Genomic DNA, 22774 nt, shown 5'->3' with positions numbered 1-22774 from the left:
TCGCAAAGCATTCGATCTTGAATGCCACTCTAGAGCGATATGCAGCAAGGATCCTTATGAAATATTAACCGTACTTGGGCGGCCAAATGCGTTCGCACACGGCGATTGCCTTCCAAGGGTCCGTTTGGAAAATTACAGATGAATGTTTCATCGCAGGAGGTTGCCGCCCCTGACGACGAGGATCATGACCTTCAAAACGTCGATGCGTTGCTCGTAAACTCGGACGATTCTGCGCCACTGAATCATCCAGCCAAAGGTCTGCTCAACGACCCATCGACGGGGCGAAACCTTGAAGTCATGCTGCCAATTGCTGTGGCGGATGACCTCTATGACGAAATCCAGATAACTGACCTTGTCCATGAGGTTCAGGCGATCATAGAAGCCATCGTCAAAGAGATGCTTGACCCAAGGCTGGCGCCTGATGATGCGGAAAGTAGGGCCTATTACCGGAATTTAACCTAGCCTCACGCACAACCCCGATGCAAAAAGATACAGGTACATTTATGGACCAGCCTGTGAATTTCTTTGAAAAGCTGATGACGACCGTCGCTGTTTTTTGCATATGCGAACGGATGGCCCTACTGGCCGAGATCGTCACTTGAATTGAGCGAGCAGCGATGAGCAATTTCCCGACAGTAATACCCGTCGTTCTGTCCGGCGGTTCAGGCACCCGACTATGGCCGGTGTCGCGCCCCGAACGCCCGAAGCAATTGCTCGCGCTCACTGCTGAAGAAACTATGCTACAGCTCACGCTGAAGCGGACAAGCAATCTTCCCGCTGCTTCTGTTGGCCGTCCTATCCTGGTTGCCAATGCAGCTCATGCTGACATCATTGACGAGCAACTCGCGACGTCGGGCATCGAGGACTATCTCGTTTTGCTCGAGCCCTTCGGTCGGAATACAGCACCGGCGATTGCGCTTGCCGCCATGGAAGCTGAGCCCGGCGATGCCTTGCTGGTCATGCCGAGCGACCATACGATTGCCGATCTGCCTGCATTTCACGAAGCGATCGCGCGCGCCCTGTCGCTTGTAGCCGAGGGCTGGCTCATCACCTTCGGTATCACGCCCAATGCGCCTGAAACCGGTTATGGGTATATCAAGATGGGCGAAACTTGTGGCGATGGCGTTCATAAGGTCGCTCGATTTGTTGAGAAGCCCGATGCCGATCGAGCCGCACAGATGCTTGATGAAGGCGGCCACGCCTGGAATGCCGGCATTTTCATGTTTCGTGCCGACGCCTACATTGCTGCATTGGCAAAGCATCAGCCCGAGATGCTCACTGCAGTGAAGGCCTCGCTAGAGCGGGCGCAGCGCAATGGTAATCGGGTTACTCCCGAAAGTCAGGCTTTCGCGGCCTGCCCGTCGGACTCTGTTGATTATGCAATCATGGAACGCGAAGACCGCGTAGCCTGTGTGCCGGTGGATATGGGCTGGTCAGACGTTGGCAGCTGGGACTCGCTGCACATCATCAGCGCCAAGGATGCAGGAGGGAATGCCTTGCGCGGCGATGCTCTGGCAATCGGCTCGAGCAACTGTTTCGTCCACTCGGATGGTGCGCGCGTCACGCTTGTTGACGTAGACGATCTGATTGTCGTGGTTTCACAGGGAGAAGTCATGATCCTGCGCCGCGGTGAATCGCAGAAGGTCCGCAAGGTCACCGAAGCGATCCGCAACACCGAGTCGATGAAAGCGGCGGAATGACACTGACGATGGCGCGCACCGTTTCGATCGCCGCGATCATGGCCGATTCCGGCGTTGCCTTTGGCACTAGTGGCGCGCGCGGACTCGTCGTCGCTATGACCGATGAAGTTTGTTTCGCCTATGTGTGCGGTTTCCTGCAGCACATGGCCGACATCGGCCAGTTCACCCCGGGCCGAGCAGTGGCGATTGCCGGAGACCTGCGCCCGTCGACCCCGCGCATCCTCGCCGCATGCGCCGCCGCGATCCGGCACATGGGCGGGAATGTCGCCAACTGCGGCTTCGTGCCGTCACCCGCCGTCGCGGCCTACGGATTTGCGCAAGAAATCCCGTCGCTGATGGTGACCGGAAGCCACATCCCCGACGATCGCAACGGCATCAAGTTCAACCGGGCTGACGGTGAAGTGCTCAAGCCCGACGAGCTGGCGATGCGGGCGCAAACGGTGACGCTGCCCGACCTGTTCGACGCCGATGGCATGCTGATCCAGCCTGATGACTGCGGCCCACTGATCGACGTCGCAACGCCCTATGTGGCGCGTTACGTCGACTTCTTCGGATCTGACGCGCTGCGCGGCCTGAGGCTGGGTGTCTACGAACATTCGGCGGTTGGGCGCGACCTGCTGGTCGAGATCGTCAGAACACTGGGTGCCGAAGTCTTGCGCCTTGGCCGGTCCAAGACATTTATTCCCGTCGACACCGAAGCCGTCCGGCCCGAGGATCAGGCACTTGCGCTGGACTGGACACGCGACCTCGGCCTCGATGCGATCCTTTCGACCGATGGCGACAGCGATCGCCCGCTGCTGGCCGACGAAACCGGCGCATGGATGCGCGGCGACGTATTGGGCATCCTGTGCGCGCAGGCGCTCGGTATTGAAGCGGTGGCCACCCCGGTGAGCTGCAATTCGGCGCTAGACCTGTCCGGCGCCTTCGCCGCGATTCGCCGCACCCGCATCGGCTCTCCCTTTGTGATCGAGGCCATGAACGCACTGCTTTCCGATTTCAGCAGCGTCTGCGGTTACGAAGCAAACGGCGGCTTCCTGCTCGGCACGCCGGTGCAATCCCAAGGCGGGAACCTGGCGGCGCTGCCCACCCGCGACGCGGTGCTTCCAATGCTCGCCGTGCTTGCTGCCGCACGGCGCCAGGGCACGACGCTGAGCGCCTTGCAGGCCCAGCTGCCAGCGCGATACACCTTCAGCGAGAGGCTGCAGAACTATCCCACTGCCCAGAGCCAAGCGCTGTTGGCTCGACTTCAGGAAGGTACCCCCGAAGACGTGCTGGCGCGCACCTCGGCAATGTTCGGCGAACTTGCGGGCAAAGCCACGGCCTTTGACACCACTGACGGCTTGCGCGTCACCTTTGATCGGGGCGACATCATTCACCTGCGCCCCAGCGGCAACGCCCCCGAACTGCGCTGCTACACCGAAAGCGCCACGCCGGAACGGGCGGCCACGTTGGGTGGTGAGGTTCTGGAGATGATCCGGACAAGCTGACCGTTGCCGCGCGAGTTACAAGCCCGCGAGGCTTTGATCATGTCGTCGCCCGGAAAGGGAGCGCGACGGGATCTGGCTGGGCGTTCAGCGCGTCGAGGACGACCGCGGCGCATTTCCTCCAGTTGGCGTCCGGAGCCGTGACCGTCGCGCGGCCCAACCTGATGTCCACCACCCAGTCCCGGATGCAGGCCCCCAGCGTCGCGGCATCGCCCGCTGCGGGGAAATAGCGCACCCCGTGTTCCTCATGGAGGCGGAAGATCGGCAGATCGCGCGCCAGCACGGGCTTGAGGTGTCCGAGCGCCTCGATCAGCGGCAGGCCGAAACCTTCGGCATGCGAGGCGATGATGACGCCTTCGCAAGCCTGGTAGATCTGTTCCAGTTCCAGATCCCCAACATCGTCAAACCACATCAGCTTGTCGCCGTGCTCGGGGTGGTTGCGAATGGTGTCGCGTAGCGCCTCGATTTGCCAGCCCATCCGGCCAACCAGCACCAAGCGGTGCTCCGCACCTTGTCGCCACAGCTCGCTGAAGGCCGCGACGATATCGGCGTGTCCCTTGCGCGGCTCAAGGGTTCCAACCATCAGCGAGAAAGGCTGCGTCATGTCGAAACGGGCGCTTGCCGGTTCTGCCGTCGCGGCTTCCTGCATTAGCGAGTCCATGATCGCGTGCCCCATGGGAATGATACGCGTCGCATAGCCGTCCACAAGGCCGAAACGATCGGCCAGCACCCGGCGCAAGTCGTCTTCGGTCTGCTGCGATATGCACAGGAAGCCCTCGGCGATGCCCGCTATGATTTCAAGCCATGCCTTATAGCGGATAACATTGTTAACCGAAAACCACTCTGGCCGCTCGGCCGGTAGCAGGTCGCAAACCAGGAACCATAAGGCCCCCCCGGCGCGCCGGAAACGGGCCAGCTGAGCGCGGTGGAAGCGCACGGTGTCTAGCGAGAAATCCAGCCCGAGGAAGACATCGCCCGGCCGCGCTTCAATCGGCGTGTGGTCGATGGCCTCACCGGCCTCGGGCCATGAAACAACTCGATAGGGGCAACGCCTGTCGGCCGCGACGAAGCGCACGTCCCATTGCTCCGCAGGCGCCTCGGCCAGCGCCTGCGCCACTGCGCGCACGACGCGCTGGATGCCGGTTCCGGCGTCATGACGGCTGATAACCGCAAGATCTACGTATAGCCGACGCTTCTGGCCGGGAAGTGCAGGCGCCGTGACTTTGGGTACATTGCGCCGGCGTCTTATCCGCAGCCGGCGCAATGCGGCGGCGGAAAGGCGCTGGTCCAGGCGGTACGGCAGCAGATCGAGAAAAGGACGCAAAGCGCTAGCCACGTTTTCAGAATATCCCAGTCTAGGCTACTGCTGCGAAATCACCGCTGCGGTGGTCGCCGCCGGCAGGATCGTGGAGAAGACCGCACCAAGGAACTTCTGGAAATCAGCCAACGGGGCGTTGGAAACGTAAAGTACGTCCTTGTCTTGGATAGGGAAGCTCTGCGCCACGAAGAGCGTCGCCGGATCCTTTAGGTTGATGCGATAGATAACCGGAATTCTGCCGTCTGGCGTTGGCCTGCCCAGCTGCCGCAGGTTTTGCGGCAGAGCCTCGGGGCGCTCGAAGCGGAAGATGAATGCACCCTTCGCATTGGCGCGGGCGTCATCTAGGCCGGAAATGCGTCCAAGCGCCTGCGCCAATGTCAAACCGGTAGCCTCGAATGGCAGTTCTCCGTTCCTACCCACCGCGCCAAGCGCAGTGAAGCTGTAAGGCTGGAACAGCAAGGTCATGACGTCATCGGGCTGCAGGCGCACGTTCTGGCGCGGATCGCGGATCACCGTCTCCAGCGGCAACGCCGATACGCTGGCGCCGCGGGTGATCTGGATCACCATCTTGCCTACCGGCTGCTTTACGCCGCCAGCAGTGGCCAGAACGTCGAGCACACGCTCGCCCCGTGCGGTCAGCGGCACCCGCGCGCTGGTGGCGACATCGCCAACGACAGTCACGTTCGCCGCCGCGTTGCGCACCAGGCGCACGATCGTCTGGGGCTGATGCGCCTTGCCGATGAGGTGTCTATTGATATCACGCCCGATTTCCTGCGGCGTGCGTCCGGCGGCCTGGATGCGACCGACGAATGGCACGGTAATCAGGCCATCGCTATCGACCATCTGCTCGGGCAAGGAGGTTCCCCTGGCAGTCGCACCCGAGGCTGTCAGCTGCGTTACTCCTCCGGCAACCCCGAAAAGTGCGGCAGGAGGCGCTTCCCAGATTGCGATATCCAGCACGTCGCCTTTGCCGATCACCGATCCTATAGGCGGCGCCTCGCCGAGACTTTCCGAGAAGGGCACCTGGCGATTTGCGGTAACGATCTCACGTGCGACTGCGTCGTTGACGTCGATTATGGCAATCCCGGCCTCGATTGCAGATTGCGCCTTTGCAGCACGGGCAATTTGCCCGGTCGATGGACCGGAGCTCGGCAAAACCGCGCATCCAGACAAGGCCGAAGCCACGAGCAATGCGGCGCTCAGCCGGGCAAGAGTGTTCAGCTTGGTCATATCGAAATCAGCTAGCACCATGTTCAGCCGTCCAAAGATGGACGAAATGACCCGGCGTATGGAGCAAGCGAGGTTCCGGATCAAGGAGTGCCGATCAAGTACGAGAAGCCATGCGGCAGTCATGCCAAACCGCGGAACGGCAAGTAAATAGCGATGATCGATGCTAGACGCCGATAGCACTGACCGCTAAAGGCTTCGCGCGTACGGCACGGGCCCTAAATTCCGCTGCCACACTTGAAAACGATGATGGCTTGCTCCGTATCTGACGGCGCTCGCGATCTGCAATGGCTCCACGGTGACGTGGTGAATAAGGTCTGAATGAAAGCGTCGTTGAAAGCAAGCATCGGAAAAGTACGCCCGCTCTTCCTTTTCGTGGTCGTCATTCCAACTGCACTATCGATACTGTATTTTGGGATATTTGCGTCCGACGTTTATATTTCCGAATCCCAGTTTGTCGTTCGCAGCCCGGACAAGCAGACGCCGTCCGGCTTGGGCATGCTGCTCAAGAGCACGGGTTTCGGCAGTTCAGGTGACGAGATTTACGCCGCCCAAGAGTATATGCTTTCGCGCGATGCGTTAAAGGCTCTGGATCGCAACGCAGCCTTCACCCGCGCCTATACGGCACCCTTCATATCGACCTTCGACCGTTTCGATCCTTCGGGCTTGAATCACAGTTTTGAGGATTTGTTCAAATATTACAAAAAGAAGGTCGGAATTCAGCAGGACACGACGTCCTCGATTGTGACCCTCAGCGTCCGGGCGTTTACGCCGAAGGATGCTGCCCGCTTCAACGAACAGCTTCTGGAAATGGCCGAAGCCACTGTCAACAAGCTCAACGAACGCGGAAGGCAGGATCTTATCCGCTTCGCCCAGCGAGAAGTCGATGAAGCGAAGGCCAAGTCCAAGGCTGCCGCTCTGGCCCTGTCTGCCTATCGCAACCAGGCGGGCGTGGTGGATCCGGAGAAGCAGGCGACAGTCCAGCTACAGATGATCTCCAAAATCCAGGATGAATTGATCGCCACCCGAATGCAGCTGCGCGAACTACGCGCATACACGCCGCAAAATCCGCAGATCGAAGTTCTCGATGTGCGTGCCAAGGGGCTCGCACGTGAAATAGACGAGCAACTCGGCCTTGTGGCCGGAAATCGCAAGTCGCTGTCCTCGCGCGCTGCAGAATACCAGCGACTGTACTTGGAAAGCCAGTTTGCGGACAAGAATCTCGCCAGCGCCATGGCTTCGCTGGAAGACGCCCGCAACGAGGCGCGACGCAAACAGGCCTATGTCGAACGGATCGTTGCTCCCAATGTGCCCGACGATTCGCTGGAGCCCCGCAGGTGGCGTGGAATCTTCTCGACGCTGATCCTCGGTCTTGCTGCGTGGGCGGTTATCAGCATGCTGGTCGCCGGCATGCTGGAACACAAGGACTAGTCGCCAGACCATGGCGTTCCAGCAGCTCACGGAAATAGGCAAGAGTGCATCAGTCCAGTGGCGGGTCGTCTACGCCCTGCTGATGCGCGAGATCCTGACCCGTTATGGTCGGCACAATATTGGCTTCCTGTGGCTCTTCGCGGAACCGATGCTGTTCACCACCGGGGTGACCATCTTATGGACCCTGTCAAAAGCGGTGCACGGCTCCTCCTTGCCAATCGTTGCTTTCGCCCTGACCGGTTATTCCAGCGTTCTGCTCTGGCGTAACATGCCGTCACGCTGCATCGGGGCCATCGAGCCCAACCTGGCTTTGATGTATCACCGTAACGTGCGTGTGATCGACGTCTTCCTGGCCCGCCTGCTCCTTGAAGCCGGTGGCGCCACAATATCGTTCATCGTGCTCAGCCTGTTTTACATCTACATTGGCTGGCTGGAGCCGCCAGAAGATGTTTTAACCGTGGCCCAAGGATGGCTGTTGCTGGCGTGGTTCGGCGCAGCCCTAGCCACCTTCCTAGGCGCCCTTGCCGAGAAAAGTGATCTCGTAGAACGCTTGTGGCACCCGGCTTCGTATATCATGTTCCCACTGTCGGGCGCGGCCTTCATGGTCGATGCCTTGCCTCCTGCCGCCCAGAAGTACGCGCTCTACGTGCCCATGGTGAACGGCGTGGAGATCGTGCGGGAAGGCTATTTCGGCAATCACATCCGTGTCCATTACGACCTGCCTTATTTGCTGGGTTTCTGCATTGCGCTGACCGTGCTGGCCCTGGCGCAAGTCGCCGTCGCTAACCGGGAGATCACTCCAGAATGATCAACGTCGATCATGTCCACAAGGTCTATCCGACCCGCCAGGGCGACCGGGTCGTCCTGGACGATATCTCGTTTCGCCTTGATCGCGGAGAGAAGCTGGGGATTCTGGGCCGTAACGGCGCCGGCAAATCGACATTGATCCGTCTAGTCAGCGGGGCCGAACGGGCGACCTCGGGGGAAATCACCCGCACAATGTCAGTGTCCTGGCCGCTGGCATTCGGGGGCGCGTTTCAGAATGCGCTGACCGGGCTGGATAATGTCCGCTTCATCAGCCGCATCTACAACCAGGACTATCGGCAAAATATCGATTTTGTCTCCGAGTTCACTGAACTTGGAATCTATCTGCGCGAACCTCTACGATCCTATTCGCAGGGCATGCGCGCACGGCTCGCTTTCGCCATTTCCATGATCATCGAATTCGACTGCTACCTGATCGACGAAATTAGCGCGGTCGGAGATGCAAAATTTCACGAAAAGTGCGCCTTTGAACTGTTCCACAAACGTGGGGACCGCGCCATGCTGATCATCTCACACGACACCGAATATGTACGCAATCATTGTGGGAAGTTTGCTGTTTTGAACGAGGGAAAGCTAGCTTTTTACCCCAATTTTGATCAGGCACTTGAAGCACATAATCATAACCTTCACCTAAGCGCTAAAGTTCGTTAATCTGGGTATGGGCCAGGCATCATTATGAACGAATATTTTGATAGACATCAGCCTGGCTCCTTGTCTTGGCTGATGTCCTTGGATGACGCTTCCTTCATAGAAGGTGTTTTCAGCGTCGTGCTAGGTCGCCAATCCGACCCGGTCGGAGCCGAGCACTATATTCATATTTTAAAGAAAAAGGGAGGGCGCCTTCAAGTAATTTCCGATCTTTATCATTCCGAAGAGGCCCTTAAGCGGCCGCAGCAGCAGGATATCACAGAGGCCGTGTTCAATTATCGGCATCCTATCCGCTCACGCCTGGTTAAGACGTTCAAGCCAAGCCGTTTTTCTTCGTCTGATGCCAGCTCTATATTGTCACCACCGTCAAGACAGAGCCATCCGGCTGGCGTCATGGACATGTCCTCGTACCAGAGGCTGTTTGATGCGATCCATGGCAAGGGCAATACGCTATTCGATGCGATCCACGGCAAGGCCAACGCCTTGATGGATCAGATAATGAAGCTGGAATACCGTCTAGACCACGCCGAATCCGTCGAGGCGGATGATGTCCTCGGTGACGGAGATACACGCTATATCTTTAACCTTTCGTCCAGTAATCATTGGCGAAGTCATCCCGTCGGCATAATTCGCGTGGAGCGGGAAATCGCCACCTACCTGAGACGATTTAGGAACGTAGATTACGTCCTGTGGGATCCGCAGGCGCAATGCCTAAGATTGCTCGGTCGAATACATGCCGATCGGATCCTTGCCCCAGAATGGTGTAATCCCGAAGCAGCACTGATCCCTTATAACCCTTCGCACATGCGCGAAGCATCCCTCCGGCCTGACGACATCTATATCTCAATGGGTTTGGACTGGGATCATGCTCCGACGAGTCAGGTTCTGAAATATCTAAAGCGGTTTGGCGCGAAGTCGATCCTGACCTGCTTTGATACTGTTCCAGTGCAGTTTCCTGAATTTCTCGTGCGCGACGAGATTGGGCAACAATTTCGGCAGCACCTCATCGATATGGCACATGGCGCGCACAAAGTCTGGGCGATATCACAAGCAACCGGAAAAGATTTGGCGCGCTTTTGGCAGAATGCTCGCATCGAACGCAGCCTGCCTGAAATTATCACTGTGCCGCTCGCAAGCTATGCCGATACCACCCGCCTACCCAAATTGGACAGTCGGGATCATGGGATCATGCGAGATGTGTTTTCAAAAGGCGATTATATTCTTTACGTGAGCTCGGTTGAACCTCGCAAAAATCACAAGCTGATGTTCGACATATGGCGTGACCTTTGGAATAAACGCGGCACCGATTGTCCGCAATTTGTCTATGTCGGTGCAGTAGGTTGGGGATCTGACGACACCATACAGAGGGTCTCACGTATGGCAGCTTACACTGGTGGCAAAATAAATGGATTGCACCGAGTCAGCGACGATCTTTTACAGCACCTATATCATAACTGCTCTTTCACCGTCTTCCCCAGTCTTTATGAAGGCTGGGGCTTGGCGGCAACTGAGGCAATGCAGCATGGCAAAATTTGCATTGTAGCAAATAACAGTTCTTTAGGTGAAGCGACACAAGGGCTAATGCCCGCATTTCATCCTCTCGATTTTCAGGCTTGGAAGGCGGAAATCGAACGCCTTCTAGACGATTTGACCTATCGCCGCTCTTTGGAGGAAATTATTTCCAAGCAATACAGGTCACTTACTTGGGAGGATATCGGCCAACGATTGTGCAAAGAACTGGTGTTGGGGCATTGCAAATGAAGCGCCGTATCATCATGAACGTGTCGACATCTGCAGACTGGTGTCGTCGGCCGGTAGGCATCATTCGCGTTGAACGCGAAATTTCTAAAGCAGTATATTCGTATTGTTCGGAACGACTGATCCCGGTCTATCTCGATCGTACCCATGACCGGTGGATGAAGGTAGATGACAGTTGCTTTCAGGACATAATGTCAGATTCTTGGGTTAGCAGTCTTGAACCCGACAAGAAGGCAGCTAGTGTTTTTAAGCACCTGCAACCGTTCACGCCGATGAACGACGACCAATTCGTAACCGTTGGCAGCGATTGGTCGTTCAACATCCCAGACAGGGTTGAGAAGCTTTATGGATCTTCTCGTGTCATGGTTGCAGCATGCTATGATCTCATTCCCCTTTTGTTTCCGGAATTCACCCCGGGAATGGAGTTTTTTGAGCAGTTTAATCACCATTATCGAGCTGTTGCTCGAATGGCGCAATCGGTGTTCGCGATTTCCGAGGTGTCGGCAAAATCGTTGCGTGACTTCTGGGATAAGGAAGGGCTGGCGCACACTGCCCCGCCTGTCGAGGTAGTGCCGCTCGCAGCACCTGCTCCGACATTCTCGGAATTCGATCTCGATGACAAGGATTTCGCCATGCTCGACGAGATTGAGCGGAAAGGGCCGTACGTAATTTACGTAAGCACAATAGAGCCGCGTAAGAACCACCAGCTTCTACTAGACATTTGGCGCGAACTCTTTGCAGAACGTGGAGAAAAGTGCCCGACGCTGCTTATTGTGGGAATGCGCGGTTGGGGTAGCGAGGATATGATCCGGTCGGCCCAGCGCATGCAGGCGTCGAAAGCGGGTAAAATCGTTTGGCGCGAAGGTCTCAGTGATGCCTTGCTCGCCCAGCTCTATTCCCGTAGCGCCTTTGCAGTGTTTCCCAGCTACTTCGAAGGCTGGGGCTTGGCGGCAACTGAAGCGGCCGCACTTGGCAAAGTTTGCGTGGTTTCCAGCACTGGAGCGCTGGTTGAAGCGACCCAAGGTAAGATGCCGAGCTACCATCCCCTCGATTTTATAGGTTGGAAGCAAGAGCTTATCCGCTTGCTTGACGATGCTGGCTATCGTCGATCCTTGGAAAAAGGCTTGGATACGCAACTTTTCAGACGCACGTGGCAAGACTTCGGCAAGGAGTTCTGCACAACCTTCCTGGGTGCCCGATGAATATACTTCAGTTAACAAACTATCCAACAGCTAAGCCTCAGCATGGCGGTCAATTGCGTGCAAGTTACTTCGCCAAGGAAATGCGTAAAGCTGGGCACAGCGTAAAATCTCTGGCCGTCTATGTCGAAGGGCATTACGAACCGGATTCAGAAGACGATATACCTTTCGGTGAGAGATCCCCTTTCTGGGACCCAGCCATCCACTTTCTATCGGATTATTTAACCGGACTTTTCGCAGCCGGTGACAAATTGGCTCTGGCCGCGATCAAAAAAGTTGCCGATTTTCATAAAATCGACGCAATCATCTGCGAGCAACCCTGGTTAATGGCCGCCGCCGCGAAGATCGCAAATGCGCGCCCAGGCACCCGATTGATCTACTCCTCGCAAAATGTTGAATTTAGGCTGAAGCGGGGCGTACTACTTAAAACAGACATGCCCAGGTATGAATGTGATCGTTTGGTCGCTGCGATCGAACAACTGGAGCTCGATGCGTCTGCTCGTGCCGATCTCGTTATCGCCTGCACAGAAGCGGATGCAAACTACTATCGTGCTAACGTACCAAATGTGAAAGTTGTGGTGGCAGGAAACGGGGTCGAGCCGTTTTCCTGCAAACTGGATCGGGTCGAATCCTGGCGCAAGTTCATCGGCGTACCATTCCCGGTATTTGTCAGTAGCGCACATTTTCCTAACGCCGCAGGTTTTTGGGATATGATGGCCCCTGGATTGACATTCCTGCGGCCGGAGGAGAAAGTCCTCATCGTTGGCGGAGTATCCGATCTAATCATGAAAATGAAAGGTTTCGATGAGTATTGGATGCTCAATCGCGATCGCATGGAAGTGATGGGGCGCATGGAAAAGACGGAACTCCAAGCAATTGTCAGTGCCGCACACGTTATATTGTTGCCGATTGTAGAGGGGGAAGGTTCTAACTTGAAAACCGCTGAGGCGCTGGAAGCCGGATGTTCTATCGTTGCAACGTCTAAAGCTTTCCGTGGATTCGAAGAGGCGATGGACCTCCCTCACGTTAATATTGCCGATGATCCAGTGTCATTTCGCAGAAAAGTCCGACAAATCTTGGATGCTCCGCGCTACATCGGAGGCACTCCCGAGGAAATTCGATCTCGCTTCCATTGGAAGCATCTATTGAAAGATGCCGTTACTCAGATTGGATTACTTGGTCGCTGACAAGCTAGCTTGGCATCTGGCAAAGCGCTGCGCGAAAGAATGTAATGCACAGCAGGTACGCCCGTCGTCAGACCTTTAGCCCCGTTTTGTCTGTGATTGGGCTAGTATTGATTAGCTTGATGATTTCGGCTGTCGGCTGCGCTCAACCGGCAGACAATTCTACCGCCAAATCTCTACCTAGAGAATGCCTTAAACTTCGAGAACTTGCCTATGCACAAGACGATGCATCCCCACCGATCGTAGCCTGCATTTCCCAGTTGCCCGACTACTCCACCTTGCGCCTGCCACCTGGGAATTACCATCTTCGCACACCCTTGATTGTATCTCGCCCAATCGCAATCGAAACTGATGCATCACAGCCAGCAGTTGCATGTAGCAAGGGAGAAAGCGCTGGATGCGCAGTCTTCGTTCTAGACGAGATGCCGAAGCAATCTGCCCAAGGCGTCATGCCCATAGAGATTATGGCGCCCAACGTCACGCTGCGAGCTGTTGCGGTGGTAGGCAGCAACGCACGCAGCCTTGATTGGCAAAAGCAGGTTTGTTTAACCGACAGTACGCGCTCGCTAGGTGGTGGTATTCGCGTCCGAGGGTCAGGCTTTCGTCTCGAAGACGCTCTCATTCGCAACGTCAGTTGTTACTCCGCATTAGAAATCGTTGTGAGCGCAAAGCATCCTAGCGTTCTTAACAGCACAATTGGCCCTAATGGCACCCATGACGTACATCAGATGTGGGCTGACGGTGTAACCATACATGATTCCAGCGGTGCATACGTAAAAAACAATGAATTTCTTGACAATACTGATGTTCAGTTGGTTTTTGGTGGTTGCCGGAACTGTATCGTGGAAGGCAACACCTTCCACCACTCGGCCGCCTTTGCACACGCATCCTTCGCCGAACTAATGCTCCATGCTTGGCCTAATACCAGCGGCGACTTTACCGGCAGTATCATTTCGTTGAATAATATCGATTGCAATAAAGCAAGGCGTTGCGGATACGGCATCATGATTGGCGGAGAGCCTTGGTATCCTGCACGCACATTTGGAGGCATCGTTTCTAACAACCGCATTACTAATGCATTGTTGGGTTTGAATGTCGATCGGCTGACTGGACCTATGACTATCACAGGTAATGTCATTATGCGATCAGGGGGAAGCGCCAATTCTGACTGTGGACGAAAGACATGGCCTGCGGCTAACATCTCTCCGTCCTCTCTCAAGTTAGTTCGAACCGATATCATTGAATTTGCTTCGATGAGCACATCTAAATGCATTCTGCTGCGCCAGCCCTGAACACGGTACCTTCATAGTGTTCGTCTTTCACATTGCCCCTGTGCGTGACCCCATCACCGATGATCGATGTCTCTGAAACGCTGGATGCCATCGGGCATCCAGCGCAAATAGGGCTGGTTGATGCGCAGGATGCAAGCTAGGAGCGCATCGGCACTTTGCGCCGTAGTCAGCCGTTTCATCCGTCGTGGTTTGGCCACGCTTTTGTTCGATTTGAGCAGGTTTTCAATGGCCTGCGCCAGAACGGCAGGATCCCTGGAATCGGGGAAGTAGGTTGCGGCATCGCCCGCCACTTCGCGAAATACCGGAATATCGCGCGCCAGCACCGGCAACTCATAGCGAGCCGCTTCGATCAGCGGCAGGCCGAACCCCTCTCCTTGGCTTGCTGCGATCAGATAATGACAGGCGCCATAGACCGCAAAAAGATAATCGTCGCTGATGCCCTGAAGCCAGAAAAGGCGCTTATCCTGTTCCGGATGAGTTTGCAGCCGGGCGATGAAATCGTCCATCATCCAGCCTGGCTTGCCGACAATGACAAAGTTGGCATCGAGGCCCTTGGCCCACAGCATCTCCATCGCGTCGAGCGTCTGCCGGAACCCCTTGCGCGGTTCGACCGTCGCGACCGACAGGAAGGAAGGGGCTCCGCGGAGCCGGGCAAGCAGGGCCCCTGCCTCCGCAGGCAGGGCGTCTGAACCGGTGGGTCCCATTTCGGGGTCGCAGCCCAGATGGAACCAGTCAATTTCCAGCGGGGTGATGCGATCAGGACCGTAATGGTCGAGCCATTCGCGATATTCGTCCGCTACTGCGCGCGAAATGCAGACCACGCCGTCGAACTCGGAAATCGTCGCCAGCCATGTATGGTGGCTGGGCCGGGCGCCGGGGAAGAAATATTCGGGCGCGATCGCCGGCAGCAGATCGTAAATAATGAAGCAGACCTTTACCCCCATGCGGCGCCATTCCTGCAACAATGGTTGTTGTTGCGGTACGATGGCAGGCTGAAGGTCGAGGCCGACGAAAATGTCGCCGGCCACCGGCTCGACCGCTTCGTCCTCACACCAGTAAGGCCAGATGTCGAGCATTCTACTGGTAAACTGCCGTGCATAGCGGTAGCCAGGCTCGTTCAAAACTGCGTAGACAGGTTCGACAATATAGTCCGCCGGCGGATTGAGCAGCCAGTGATCCAGGATAGAGCGAACCACACGCTGTATCCCGGATCCCCAATCCCGCTGAACCAATTCGGAAATGTCGACCAGCAACCTCTTGCGACGCAGCGCCGGAGGCGCATTGCGTCCCATCGCCTGCACCAGGTTGAGCCAGTCATTCTCGCCCAAGGCGATGCCGCTTTCGGCCAGTTTCCTTTCAAGCCCGGTCTGGCCGGTTTCGGCCCGCGCATAGGCCACTTCGATGGCTTTGGCGTAATCCGCTGCGCAGCGGCGCGGGTTATGGTGGCTGGCAATACGTGCACGGGCGCGATAGCCCATAACCCGGCTTCGCGCAGCATCGGCATGAAGCGTTGACAGGGCCTCGATCAGATCATCATCGCTGAAATCGTCCGGCATCATCCACACAGCATCAGCGTCCAATTCCGCCATCGAGCCATTGGCATTGACGATGGTGGGCAGCCCCACATTCATGCAGTCAAGCACTGCCGCCGACGTTTCCCCGCGCGAGAGAGTGCGTAACTGGACCCCGATGTCGGCCGCAGCAAGCCACTGACGAAAGCTAGCCTGATCCACCCAACCCGTGATCTCAATCCGCCCCGCAAAGCGCCCTGTCCGAATACGGCGTTCCAGATCCTCGCCAAAAGCCCCGGAATTGTTTTGGCCGACGAAAACCAGGTGGCAGTTCGGGTTGTCAGCAAGCGGGCTTGCAAACCAAGCCGAAAGCAGCCGGTCGTTCATCTTCATCGGGCCAAGTATCCCGAAGCTGCACACCACAAAGTCGTCCGGGCCAATCCCCAGCGTTGCGCGGGCGGCGGCGCGGTCGAGACCAATTGCGGGCTGGCGCAAAAGCGGGATCAATGACCAATCATCGCCCACTGCACTGCCATAATATGTCCGTGCCAATTGGCGCGAGAAATCGGCATGGACGATCATACCAAGCGCATGTTGCAGTACGCTAATGTTCGCGGGATAGGCCCAGATAACATCGGCTGTATCCGCAGCCTTGAAACGATGCACGACCGCTGGCCAGCCATGCGTTTCGAACAGTGCGCGCGTCCACCCGCCGGGCTCCTCGTCATACACGTCGCGATGGGCGACAATGCCCGACAGGAAGAAATCGTGCAGCACGACCACGCCGGGATAGTCGCGGATCAGGTCGAACATATGCGAATGAAAATGCGAATTGCCGAAATGATACAGGATCCGGTCGAAGTCATGCGCATGCTGCCTGAACCAGTCAATCGATCGAACCGGGTAGTTAGCGGCGATCGCCGGATCGCTGACGCTGTCCTGGCACACAATCACGTCGATGCGGTAATGGCGCGCAAGCTCGGGAAGCAGTTCTGCACCGTAATCGCTGATCCCGCTGGCTTCAGGTGGAAGCGGTGAGACATAGGCCAGTCTGGGTTTTCGAGTTGAGACACCAAGATGCGGAGGGTTGACTGCGCGTCGCTCATGCGCGGTCAGGAGCGCGTCCCACGCCGCCTGCGCAGTCAGATCCCAACTGAACCGTTTCGCCTGCTCAAGCCCGTGCCGTTCCAGTCTTTCCCGCAATCCATCGTCTGTGAGTACGACGCTGATCATCTGGCTGATCGCGACGATGTCATGGGGATCGAACAGTGCTTCGCTGGTGCCGATCACTTCAGGGAGGCTGGAGCGGTCGCCAGCAATGACGGCACGGCCGCACCGCATGGCCTCCAATGCGGGCAGTCCGAACCCTTCATGCCATGAGGGAAAAACAAACAATTTGCACGCTCGGTAGCAGGCGAGAAGGTCATCTTCAGGAATGTAGCCGGTCAGAACCAACTCATCGCCGCCAAGCCCATGTTCTTCCGCCAGCGCGGTCAGCCGGTCCCGGTCAGCCGACTGGATGGAGCACACGACCGCAAGCTGATGCGCGCGGCGGAGGGCAGAAGGCAGCATGGCATAGGCCTTGATCAGCCCTTCGATATTCTTGCGGTGGTCGATTCCACCAGTGTACATGACAAACGGACGCACCAGTCCATAGGTTTTGCCAAGCTCAGCCCGGCGCTTGGCGCTGACCGGAGCCGGGCTGAAATGATCTTCAGCCGCGGTCGAGATGTTGACCGCTTCCTCCTGCTCGGCCCCAAGCCATTCGATCGCCTCTTGGCGAGACGATTGGGAGATGGTGAGCAACAGGTCGGCGTTGCGCAGATGAGCCAGCTTGCGCTCGTACCATTTGGCCAACACCGGATTCTGGAGATAGATGCCGCTGTTGATGAGCGGAATGAGATCATACAATATGGTCGCGGTCGGTACGCGGGTGGTGAACCGCCCGATGCTCGAAACGACATCGTCCCCCAACCCCTCGAAAAGCGAGGTGATGAGCACGAAATCGGGATTGAGGCTGGCGAGAAATTGCTCGCGCATCAGTTCGGCAGCCTCGCGCCGCGCATCGCACTGGGGATCCGCATCGTGAACCGGCCCTGCCAGATGCATGATCCGGATCGCCTCAGGCGGCAAAATGTCCTCAAGCGCCCGGCGCAAGGGCTCAATGGTATCCGGGAACAGGGCGCTCAGCACCACGATCACCTCGTGCTTGCCCCGCAGGCGGGCCAGCCCGCGGGTTAGCGACAAGCAATAGCGACCGATGCCCCGATTGCGGTTGGATCCCTGCGCACCCTGAAGATCGACGACGAGACGCATTAGGCGTGACCTCCAGACCCACCGGCGGTTTGCATACGTTGCAATATCTGCCGCGCATGAGGCCCGACACGCCTGGCGTCGACCTTGTGAAGAGAGGGTGCAGCCGCCGCCTGCTTCGCCCGCTGGCCTTCCATGAGGCGATCAAAGCCCGCCTGCGCGTCCTCGCGGATCAACGTTCGCAGCCTTGCTTTCTGCGCACTGGCTTCCAGCCTGTTCATTGTATCGACGGCGGCGACCGCCCACATATCGTCGAGCAGGCCAAGCAGGTCGGCCTTGCGCGCCGATGCGATGACGTGGTCGCCTTTCGACGTGGCGTGCAGTGCGGCAATCTGCTGTCCCAGGGCAGCCTTATCGGCTGCCGTTGTGATCGCAGCATCCCAATCCAGCACAGCGATTTTCGCCAAGCGGATTTCTGCTCTGCTCCGTTCCCGTTTGCGCAGGTCAGCCACTTCGGCATCTGCCGTGCGCCGAATAGGTAAAACGATGTTTTTGATCGATTCAACATTGTTCGCTGAGAGCTTCGGCCTCCGAGCGCATGTCTGCAAAGCGTTATTTCCGTGTTGCCACCGTGCAGCTTACTACAGCATGCCGTCCCAAAAGTTTTTGGTCGCGGGAACGGATACCCCATTGACCGAAAAATTCCTAATAATGGTACTGTAACCTGATGCCTGGAAATTCGCTTGAGCCGAAGGTCATGCGCCTGTGCTGGGACGCGCCCCAGCACAGGCGGTCCAATCTGGTATTCCATGGAGTTGTGACACAACCATGGAGACGAGCGAATGGACAGACGGAAAGATACGGCAATTGAGGCGGTCTTGGAACAGCTGATAGAACATGGTCCAGGCGAGATCGCCTCGGTCTTTGGCCGGGCGTTTGAACTGGCGATGCAAATCGAGCGTGAGCGGTTCTTGCAAGCTGGTCTTTATGAACGCAGCCCGGATCGCCGCGGCTATGCCAATGGCTACAAGCCCAAGCGGATCGACACGCCTGCCGGCACAGTGGACGTGGCGGTTCCAAAGACGGCGGGGCATGACGGCACACCGTTCTATCCCCAGTCGCTGGAGCGCGGCCGGCGCTCCGTCCGGCTATCATGTTGGCGGTGGCCGAAATGTACGTGAAGGGGGTCTCGACCCGCGATGCCGAAGCGGTGATGCGCGAGTTCGGCATCGAAAGCCTCTCCTCGACACAGGTCAGCCGCGCGTCCAAGCTGCTTGACGAAGAACTGGAAGCCTGGCGCGGCCGCCCCCCTTGGCGAGATCAAGTATCTCATTCTCGACACGCGCTACGAGAAAATGCGCCACAGCGGCGTGGTGCGTGATGTCTCCGTGCTCTCGGCAATCGGCATCGGCCCCGACGAGCGCCGCCGCGTGCTGGGTGTCTCGATCGCCCTGTCCGAAGCCGAGGTCCACTGGCGCGCCTTCCTCGAGAGCCTGGTCGCCCCGGGGCCTGCGAGGGGTCGAGTTCATTGTCTCGGACGATCACGCCGGGTTGCGCGCCGCCCGCCGCGCCGTGCTCGGAGGGGCGACATGGCAGCGTTGCCAGTTCCACCTCGCGCAAAATGCCATCCATCATGCGCCCAATGTCGCTATCCGCAAACGCATCGGCAAACAGCTGAAAGCCGTCTGGACGGCAGACAATCTCGCCAAAGCCGAGACCGCGCTGGGCGAACTCGTTGCCGGATATCGCGATACCGCACCCAAACTGGCCGATTGGCTCGAGCAAAACGCACCCGAAGGGCTCGCGGTCTTCACCCTGCCTGAGCACCATAGCAAACGGATGCGCACGTCAAATCCGATGGAGCGGTCGGTCTAGCAGGAGCTCAAGCGGCGCACGGCGAAGGTCAGGGTCTTCCCAGGCGAAGACGCCCTCCTGCGCCTCGTGAGCGCCGTCCTGGTCGAAATCGACGAACAATGGGCCTCCGACACAAAGGCCTACATCAAATGGGAATGCCAGAATGCATGACCCAATCTCACCAGAATCTCCAGACAACAGGCTGCTCAATCCTAATAATGCGTTCATTGCCGCGGGGTCGGACTTGAATAAACAATGCCATAAGTTTGCGCTCGCTCTCTCGATATAAAGACCCTCACGGAGTCCTATATTCTTCTCCCTGATATGTAGTTCAGAGCAATGTCAAAGCATATTGGCATTATTAGAAGCACACAATATTATCTTCCAAGCATCCAGGCCAGTGTGTCGCGCAAGTCGTGGATGGGCCGCTGCCCAGTCAGATTTTCGATCTTGCTGCGATCCCCCCACAGCATCTTGACCTCGTTCTCGCGGACGAAAGCGGGATTGACGGTGACATTGAAGTCGTGACCTGAAATTTCCTGGATCATCGCAATTACATCGCGCAGCGTCTGTGCATTACCCGAACAGATGTTGAAAACCTGGCCGATAGCGGCAGGGTCATTCAGCAGTGCGGCATAGGCAAGCACTACGTCCCGCACGTCGGAAAAGTCGCGTGCTACATCCAGATTGCCCAGTTCGATCGTCGTCGCGCCGCGCCGGACGTGATCGATGATCTTGGGAATGACGAAATTGATCGCCTGTCCGACACCGGTATAGTTGAAGGGCCGTGCGATGATGATCGGCAGCCGCTCCTCATAGAGGCGGGCAACAAATTCCATCGTCAGCTTGCTGACCGCATAATCATTGATCGGATCAGGCGCGACAGTCTCATCGATCGCGCCGCTGACGCGATTGCCATAGATATTGGCGCTGGACGCAAGGAGCACCACATCGGCGCTGCCGACGGCACTTATCGCTTCCAGGAGGTTGCGGCTGCCCACGACATTGGTGCGGTAGATGTCCTCAACGACACCATGAGAAACGAAAGCAATCGCTGCCAGATGCGCGACCTTGTCTGGTCGCACGGCGAGCAGGACATCCTTAAGGCCCTGCGCGTCGGTGAGATCGCATATGTGGGAGGAGGCAAGGCCTTCGATTGGCGTGGCAATTGCGCTGTGCGAGATGCCGACCACCTCATGCCCCTGCCCTGCCAGTGCTGTAGCCAGATAGCGGCCAGTGAAGCCATCCACGCCGGTAATCAATATTCTGCTCATAACCATCTCACCGTCGCTGATAGTGCATTACCCGGCGGCGGCAGGCACCGCCGGGTAGACTTCGCTATTTAATCGACCGACTTCCTGTCAGGGAGGTCAGAAGGATGCATTCACGCTGTTCCGCAAGAGGTCCGCGTCGACCATCATCTTGCAGAGCTGCTCGAGCGTCGTTTCCGGTTTCCAGCCCAGCTTGTTCGTCGCCTTTTCCGGATCGCCAATCAGCAGGTCGACTTCCGCAGGGCGATAGAAGCGCGGGTTGACCCGCATGACGGTCTTGCCGGTGGCAGTGTCGACCGCAATTTCCTGGTCTTCCTTGCCGGAAAACTCAACGTCGATATCTGCCGCTTTGAACGCCATCTGCACGAAGTCGCGAACGGTTTCGGTGCGGTTGGTCGCCAGCACATAGGTGTCGGGCTCGTCGGCCTGCAGCATCCGCCACATGCCTTCGACGTATTCCTTGGCAAAGCCCCAGTCACGCCGCGGATCGAGATTGCCCAGTTCCAGGCAATCGAGCTTGCCGAGCTTCAACTTGGCGACACTGTCGGTGATCTTGCGGGTCACGAACTCGCGGCCGCGCAGCGGACTTTCATGATTGAACAGAATGCCGCTGCATCCGAAGATATCGTAGCTTTCACGATAGTTGACCGTGATCCAGTGCGCGTAGAGCTTGGCAACGCCGTAGGGACTACGCGGATAAAAAGGCGTGTCCTCCTTTTGAGGCACGGCTTGCACCTTGCCGAACATCTCCGACGTACTCGCCTGGTAAAAGCGAATCTTGGGATCAACAATCCGGATCGCCTCTAGGAGGTTGAGTGGACCGACGCCGGTGATTTCGGCGGTGGTGACGGGCTGGTCGAAGGAAACGCCTACAAAGCTTTGTGCGGCGAGGTTGTATACTTCGGTAGCGCCGGTAGTCTGCAGCAGCCGGATGCTGGATGACAGATCCGTCAGATCATATTCCACCAAGGTCAGATTGGGGTGATTGGCAACGCCGACCTCCTCGATCCGCCAGAAATTTACGGAACTCGTCCTGCGATAGGTGCCGTAGACCTTGTATCCCTTGCCCAGCAGCAGTTCGGCCAGATAAGCACCATCCTGGCCGGAAATTCCCGTTACTATCGCAGTCTTCATATATTCCCTCATGTGACACAAAAATCCAGCTTCAGGCCGGGTAAAGCGATCTTGCGGCTGTGTCGTCGATCCTTTCGCCAGATGCAACTCTTAGCATTGGTTTTATGGCGAGTTTAGGATAACTCATCGATACCAGATAGCTCTCGGATTGCCACTCACCATCGCGTGACCGGCCCCCACTGAGTGGTCCGTGCGGTTTGTTAGTGTAAAACTGCCTCTGGCGCCATGGCTGGCCGTAGGTGGAGCGAAGCGGAACCGGAGGGCAGCCATGGCGGTGTCGCCGCTTCCGGGGCCGGCGGCCGATAACCCAACGAGCTGTGTGGCCTGACGGTGTTGTACAACTCGACGACAGAACACCCACGGGACCTGTGAGCGTGAGCTCCTTTACCCTTGGCATCCTTGGACCGGGCGCCAGATTTACGTTCATGAAGTGATCGAGAAGAATGGCGCGGCGGTCTTTCGTTGCAGCCTGTCGGGCGGTGATTGCGACCGTCTGTTGGAGGTGCCCGGTTGGATGTTCGACCGGAGTGCAAGTGCTGGCTGGCTTGTCGCCTCCACACCCCAGGTTTCTATGGCTGCGATCGATGCCCTGTCTGTGTTGTTGATTGGCGGTGGAGCGGCATCGCAATCCGGGAATATCGGCGCAGCATCGGGTTCTCAGGACATGATTCGGAGAGATGCCGAT

General features: G+C 57.4%; 15 protein-coding genes and 5 pseudogenes. 12 read left to right on the top strand and 8 right to left on the bottom strand.

Annotation, left to right across the window (positions count from 1 at the left end):
- Nucleotides 1-147: 147 nt before the first annotated feature.
- Nucleotides 148-426, bottom strand: a pseudogene (locus tag PP1Y_RS00600) (transposase); the annotation flags it as partial.
- Nucleotides 427-617: 191 nt separating this feature from the next.
- On the opposite strand from PP1Y_RS00600, the gene PP1Y_RS00595 reads away from it, so the two are divergent.
- A complete protein-coding gene (locus tag PP1Y_RS00595) occupies nucleotides 618-1700 on the top strand; it encodes a mannose-1-phosphate guanylyltransferase/mannose-6-phosphate isomerase (RefSeq protein ID WP_013831340.1) in 1083 nt (360 codons plus the stop codon).
- Nucleotides 1701-1708: 8 nt separating this feature from the next.
- The gene (locus PP1Y_RS00590; protein ID WP_013831339.1) at nucleotides 1709-3187 is read left to right on the top strand and encodes a phosphomannomutase; all 1479 of its coding nucleotides are present in this window, start codon (nucleotides 1709-1711) and stop codon (nucleotides 3185-3187) included.
- Nucleotides 3188-3224: 37 nt separating this feature from the next.
- Here PP1Y_RS00590 and PP1Y_RS00585 read toward each other — a convergent pair whose 3' ends face one another.
- Nucleotides 3225-4520 (bottom strand): glycosyltransferase, encoded by a 1296-nt coding sequence (locus PP1Y_RS00585; protein ID WP_013831338.1) that lies wholly within the window; start codon nucleotides 4518-4520, stop codon nucleotides 3225-3227.
- A gap of 24 nt (nucleotides 4521-4544) precedes the next feature.
- Nucleotides 4545-5732, bottom strand: a complete 1188-nt coding sequence (locus tag PP1Y_RS00580; RefSeq protein WP_013831337.1) for a polysaccharide biosynthesis/export family protein — start codon at nucleotides 5730-5732, stop codon at nucleotides 4545-4547.
- 318 nt (nucleotides 5733-6050) lie between these two features.
- Here PP1Y_RS00580 and PP1Y_RS00575 point away from each other — a divergent pair, with 318 nt between their 5' ends.
- The 7 genes from PP1Y_RS00575 to PP1Y_RS24970 all read left to right on the top strand — a co-directional run bounded on the left by PP1Y_RS00575 (nucleotide 6051) and on the right by PP1Y_RS24970 (nucleotide 14066).
- Nucleotides 6051-7160, top strand: a complete 1110-nt coding sequence (locus tag PP1Y_RS00575; protein ID WP_013831336.1) for a sugar ABC transporter permease — start codon at nucleotides 6051-6053, stop codon at nucleotides 7158-7160.
- A 10-nt stretch (nucleotides 7161-7170) separates the two neighbouring features.
- Nucleotides 7171-7968, top strand: a complete 798-nt coding sequence (locus PP1Y_RS00570; protein WP_013831335.1) for an ABC transporter permease — start codon at nucleotides 7171-7173, stop codon at nucleotides 7966-7968.
- Nucleotides 7965-8636 (top strand): ABC transporter ATP-binding protein, encoded by a 672-nt coding sequence (locus PP1Y_RS00565; protein ID WP_013831334.1) that lies wholly within the window; start codon nucleotides 7965-7967, stop codon nucleotides 8634-8636. Before PP1Y_RS00570 ends, PP1Y_RS00565 begins: the two co-directional genes overlap by 4 nt.
- A 24-nt stretch (nucleotides 8637-8660) precedes the next feature.
- Complete coding sequence (locus PP1Y_RS00560) at nucleotides 8661-10394, top strand: glycosyltransferase family 1 protein (RefSeq protein ID WP_148274759.1); 1734 nt, start codon at nucleotides 8661-8663, stop codon at nucleotides 10392-10394.
- A complete protein-coding gene (locus PP1Y_RS00555; protein WP_041558010.1) occupies nucleotides 10391-11593 on the top strand; it encodes a glycosyltransferase family 1 protein in 1203 nt (400 codons plus the stop codon). Before PP1Y_RS00560 ends, PP1Y_RS00555 begins: the two co-directional genes overlap by 4 nt.
- The gene (locus tag PP1Y_RS00550; RefSeq protein WP_013831330.1) at nucleotides 11590-12777 is read left to right on the top strand and encodes a glycosyltransferase; all 1188 of its coding nucleotides are present in this window, start codon (nucleotides 11590-11592) and stop codon (nucleotides 12775-12777) included. The genes PP1Y_RS00555 and PP1Y_RS00550 overlap by 4 nt, the downstream gene beginning before the upstream one ends.
- Nucleotides 12778-13238: 461 nt before the next feature.
- Nucleotides 13239-14066, top strand: a complete 828-nt coding sequence (locus tag PP1Y_RS24970) for a right-handed parallel beta-helix repeat-containing protein (RefSeq protein WP_232512214.1) — start codon at nucleotides 13239-13241, stop codon at nucleotides 14064-14066.
- A 53-nt stretch (nucleotides 14067-14119) separates the two neighbouring features.
- Here the strand turns inward: PP1Y_RS24970 and PP1Y_RS00540 are convergent, their stop codons facing one another.
- Nucleotides 14120-17893 (bottom strand): glycosyltransferase, encoded by a 3774-nt coding sequence (locus PP1Y_RS00540; protein ID WP_013831328.1) that lies wholly within the window; start codon nucleotides 17891-17893, stop codon nucleotides 14120-14122.
- Nucleotides 17893-18342, bottom strand: coding sequence for a hypothetical protein (locus PP1Y_RS00535; RefSeq protein WP_148274757.1), 450 nt, complete (start codon nucleotides 18340-18342; stop codon nucleotides 17893-17895). Before PP1Y_RS00535 ends, PP1Y_RS00540 begins: the two co-directional genes overlap by 1 nt.
- 330 nt (nucleotides 18343-18672) lie before the next feature.
- Between PP1Y_RS00535 and PP1Y_RS26220 the strand changes: the two are divergent.
- The 3 pseudogenes from PP1Y_RS26220 (at nucleotide 18673) to PP1Y_RS26210 (ending at nucleotide 19855) form a co-directional block, all read left to right on the top strand.
- Nucleotides 18673-19211: pseudogene (locus tag PP1Y_RS26220) on the top strand (transposase).
- Nucleotides 19186-19278, top strand: a pseudogene (locus tag PP1Y_RS26215) (hypothetical protein); the annotation flags it as partial. The pseudogenes PP1Y_RS26220 and PP1Y_RS26215, both read left to right, overlap by 26 nt.
- Nucleotides 19268-19855, top strand: a pseudogene (locus PP1Y_RS26210) (transposase). The pseudogenes PP1Y_RS26215 and PP1Y_RS26210, both read left to right, overlap by 11 nt.
- A 206-nt stretch (nucleotides 19856-20061) precedes the next feature.
- On the opposite strand, the gene PP1Y_RS00525 reads toward PP1Y_RS26210, so the two are convergent.
- The 3 genes and pseudogenes from PP1Y_RS00525 to PP1Y_RS24965 all read right to left on the bottom strand — a co-directional run.
- A complete protein-coding gene (locus tag PP1Y_RS00525) occupies nucleotides 20062-20958 on the bottom strand; it encodes a GDP-mannose 4,6-dehydratase (protein ID WP_041558003.1) in 897 nt (298 codons plus the stop codon).
- Between the two features lie 96 nt (nucleotides 20959-21054).
- A complete protein-coding gene (gene gmd, locus PP1Y_RS00520) occupies nucleotides 21055-22089 on the bottom strand; it encodes a GDP-mannose 4,6-dehydratase (protein ID WP_013831322.1) in 1035 nt (344 codons plus the stop codon).
- A 200-nt stretch (nucleotides 22090-22289) separates the two neighbouring features.
- Nucleotides 22290-22427, bottom strand: a pseudogene (locus PP1Y_RS24965) (integrase catalytic subunit); the annotation flags it as partial.
- Nucleotides 22428-22774: the final 347 nt, after the last annotated feature.

Source organism: Novosphingobium sp. PP1Y, from assembly GCF_000253255.1.
GTDB lineage: Bacteria > Pseudomonadota > Alphaproteobacteria > Sphingomonadales > Sphingomonadaceae > Novosphingobium.
This window is presented reverse-complemented; position numbering and strand designations above follow the sequence as displayed.

Bases quoted from the DNA above. Each gene is read 5' to 3' on its own strand.
- PP1Y_RS00595 (WP_013831340.1), top strand. From the start codon at position 618: ATGAGCAATTTCCCGACAGTAATACCCGTCGTTCTGTCCGGCGGTTCA.
- PP1Y_RS00590 (WP_013831339.1), top strand. From the start codon at position 1,709: ATGGCGCGCACCGTTTCGATCGCCGCGATCATGGCCGATTCCGGCGTT.
- PP1Y_RS00580 (WP_013831337.1), bottom strand. From the start codon at position 5,732: ATGACCAAGCTGAACACTCTTGCCCGGCTGAGCGCCGCATTGCTCGTG.
- PP1Y_RS00575 (WP_013831336.1), top strand. From the start codon at position 6,051: ATGAAAGCGTCGTTGAAAGCAAGCATCGGAAAAGTACGCCCGCTCTTC.
- PP1Y_RS00570 (WP_013831335.1), top strand. From the start codon at position 7,171: ATGGCGTTCCAGCAGCTCACGGAAATAGGCAAGAGTGCATCAGTCCAG.
- PP1Y_RS00565 (WP_013831334.1), top strand. From the start codon at position 7,965: ATGATCAACGTCGATCATGTCCACAAGGTCTATCCGACCCGCCAGGGC.
- PP1Y_RS00560 (WP_148274759.1), top strand. From the start codon at position 8,661: ATGAACGAATATTTTGATAGACATCAGCCTGGCTCCTTGTCTTGGCTG.
- PP1Y_RS00555 (WP_041558010.1), top strand. From the start codon at position 10,391: ATGAAGCGCCGTATCATCATGAACGTGTCGACATCTGCAGACTGGTGT.
- PP1Y_RS00550 (WP_013831330.1), top strand. From the start codon at position 11,590: ATGAATATACTTCAGTTAACAAACTATCCAACAGCTAAGCCTCAGCAT.
- PP1Y_RS24970 (WP_232512214.1), top strand. From the start codon at position 13,239: ATGGCGCCCAACGTCACGCTGCGAGCTGTTGCGGTGGTAGGCAGCAAC.
- PP1Y_RS00540 (WP_013831328.1), bottom strand. From the start codon at position 17,893: ATGCGTCTCGTCGTCGATCTTCAGGGTGCGCAGGGATCCAACCGCAAT.
- PP1Y_RS00525 (WP_041558003.1), bottom strand. From the start codon at position 20,958: ATGAGCAGAATATTGATTACCGGCGTGGATGGCTTCACTGGCCGCTAT.
- gmd (WP_013831322.1), bottom strand. From the start codon at position 22,089: ATGAAGACTGCGATAGTAACGGGAATTTCCGGCCAGGATGGTGCTTAT.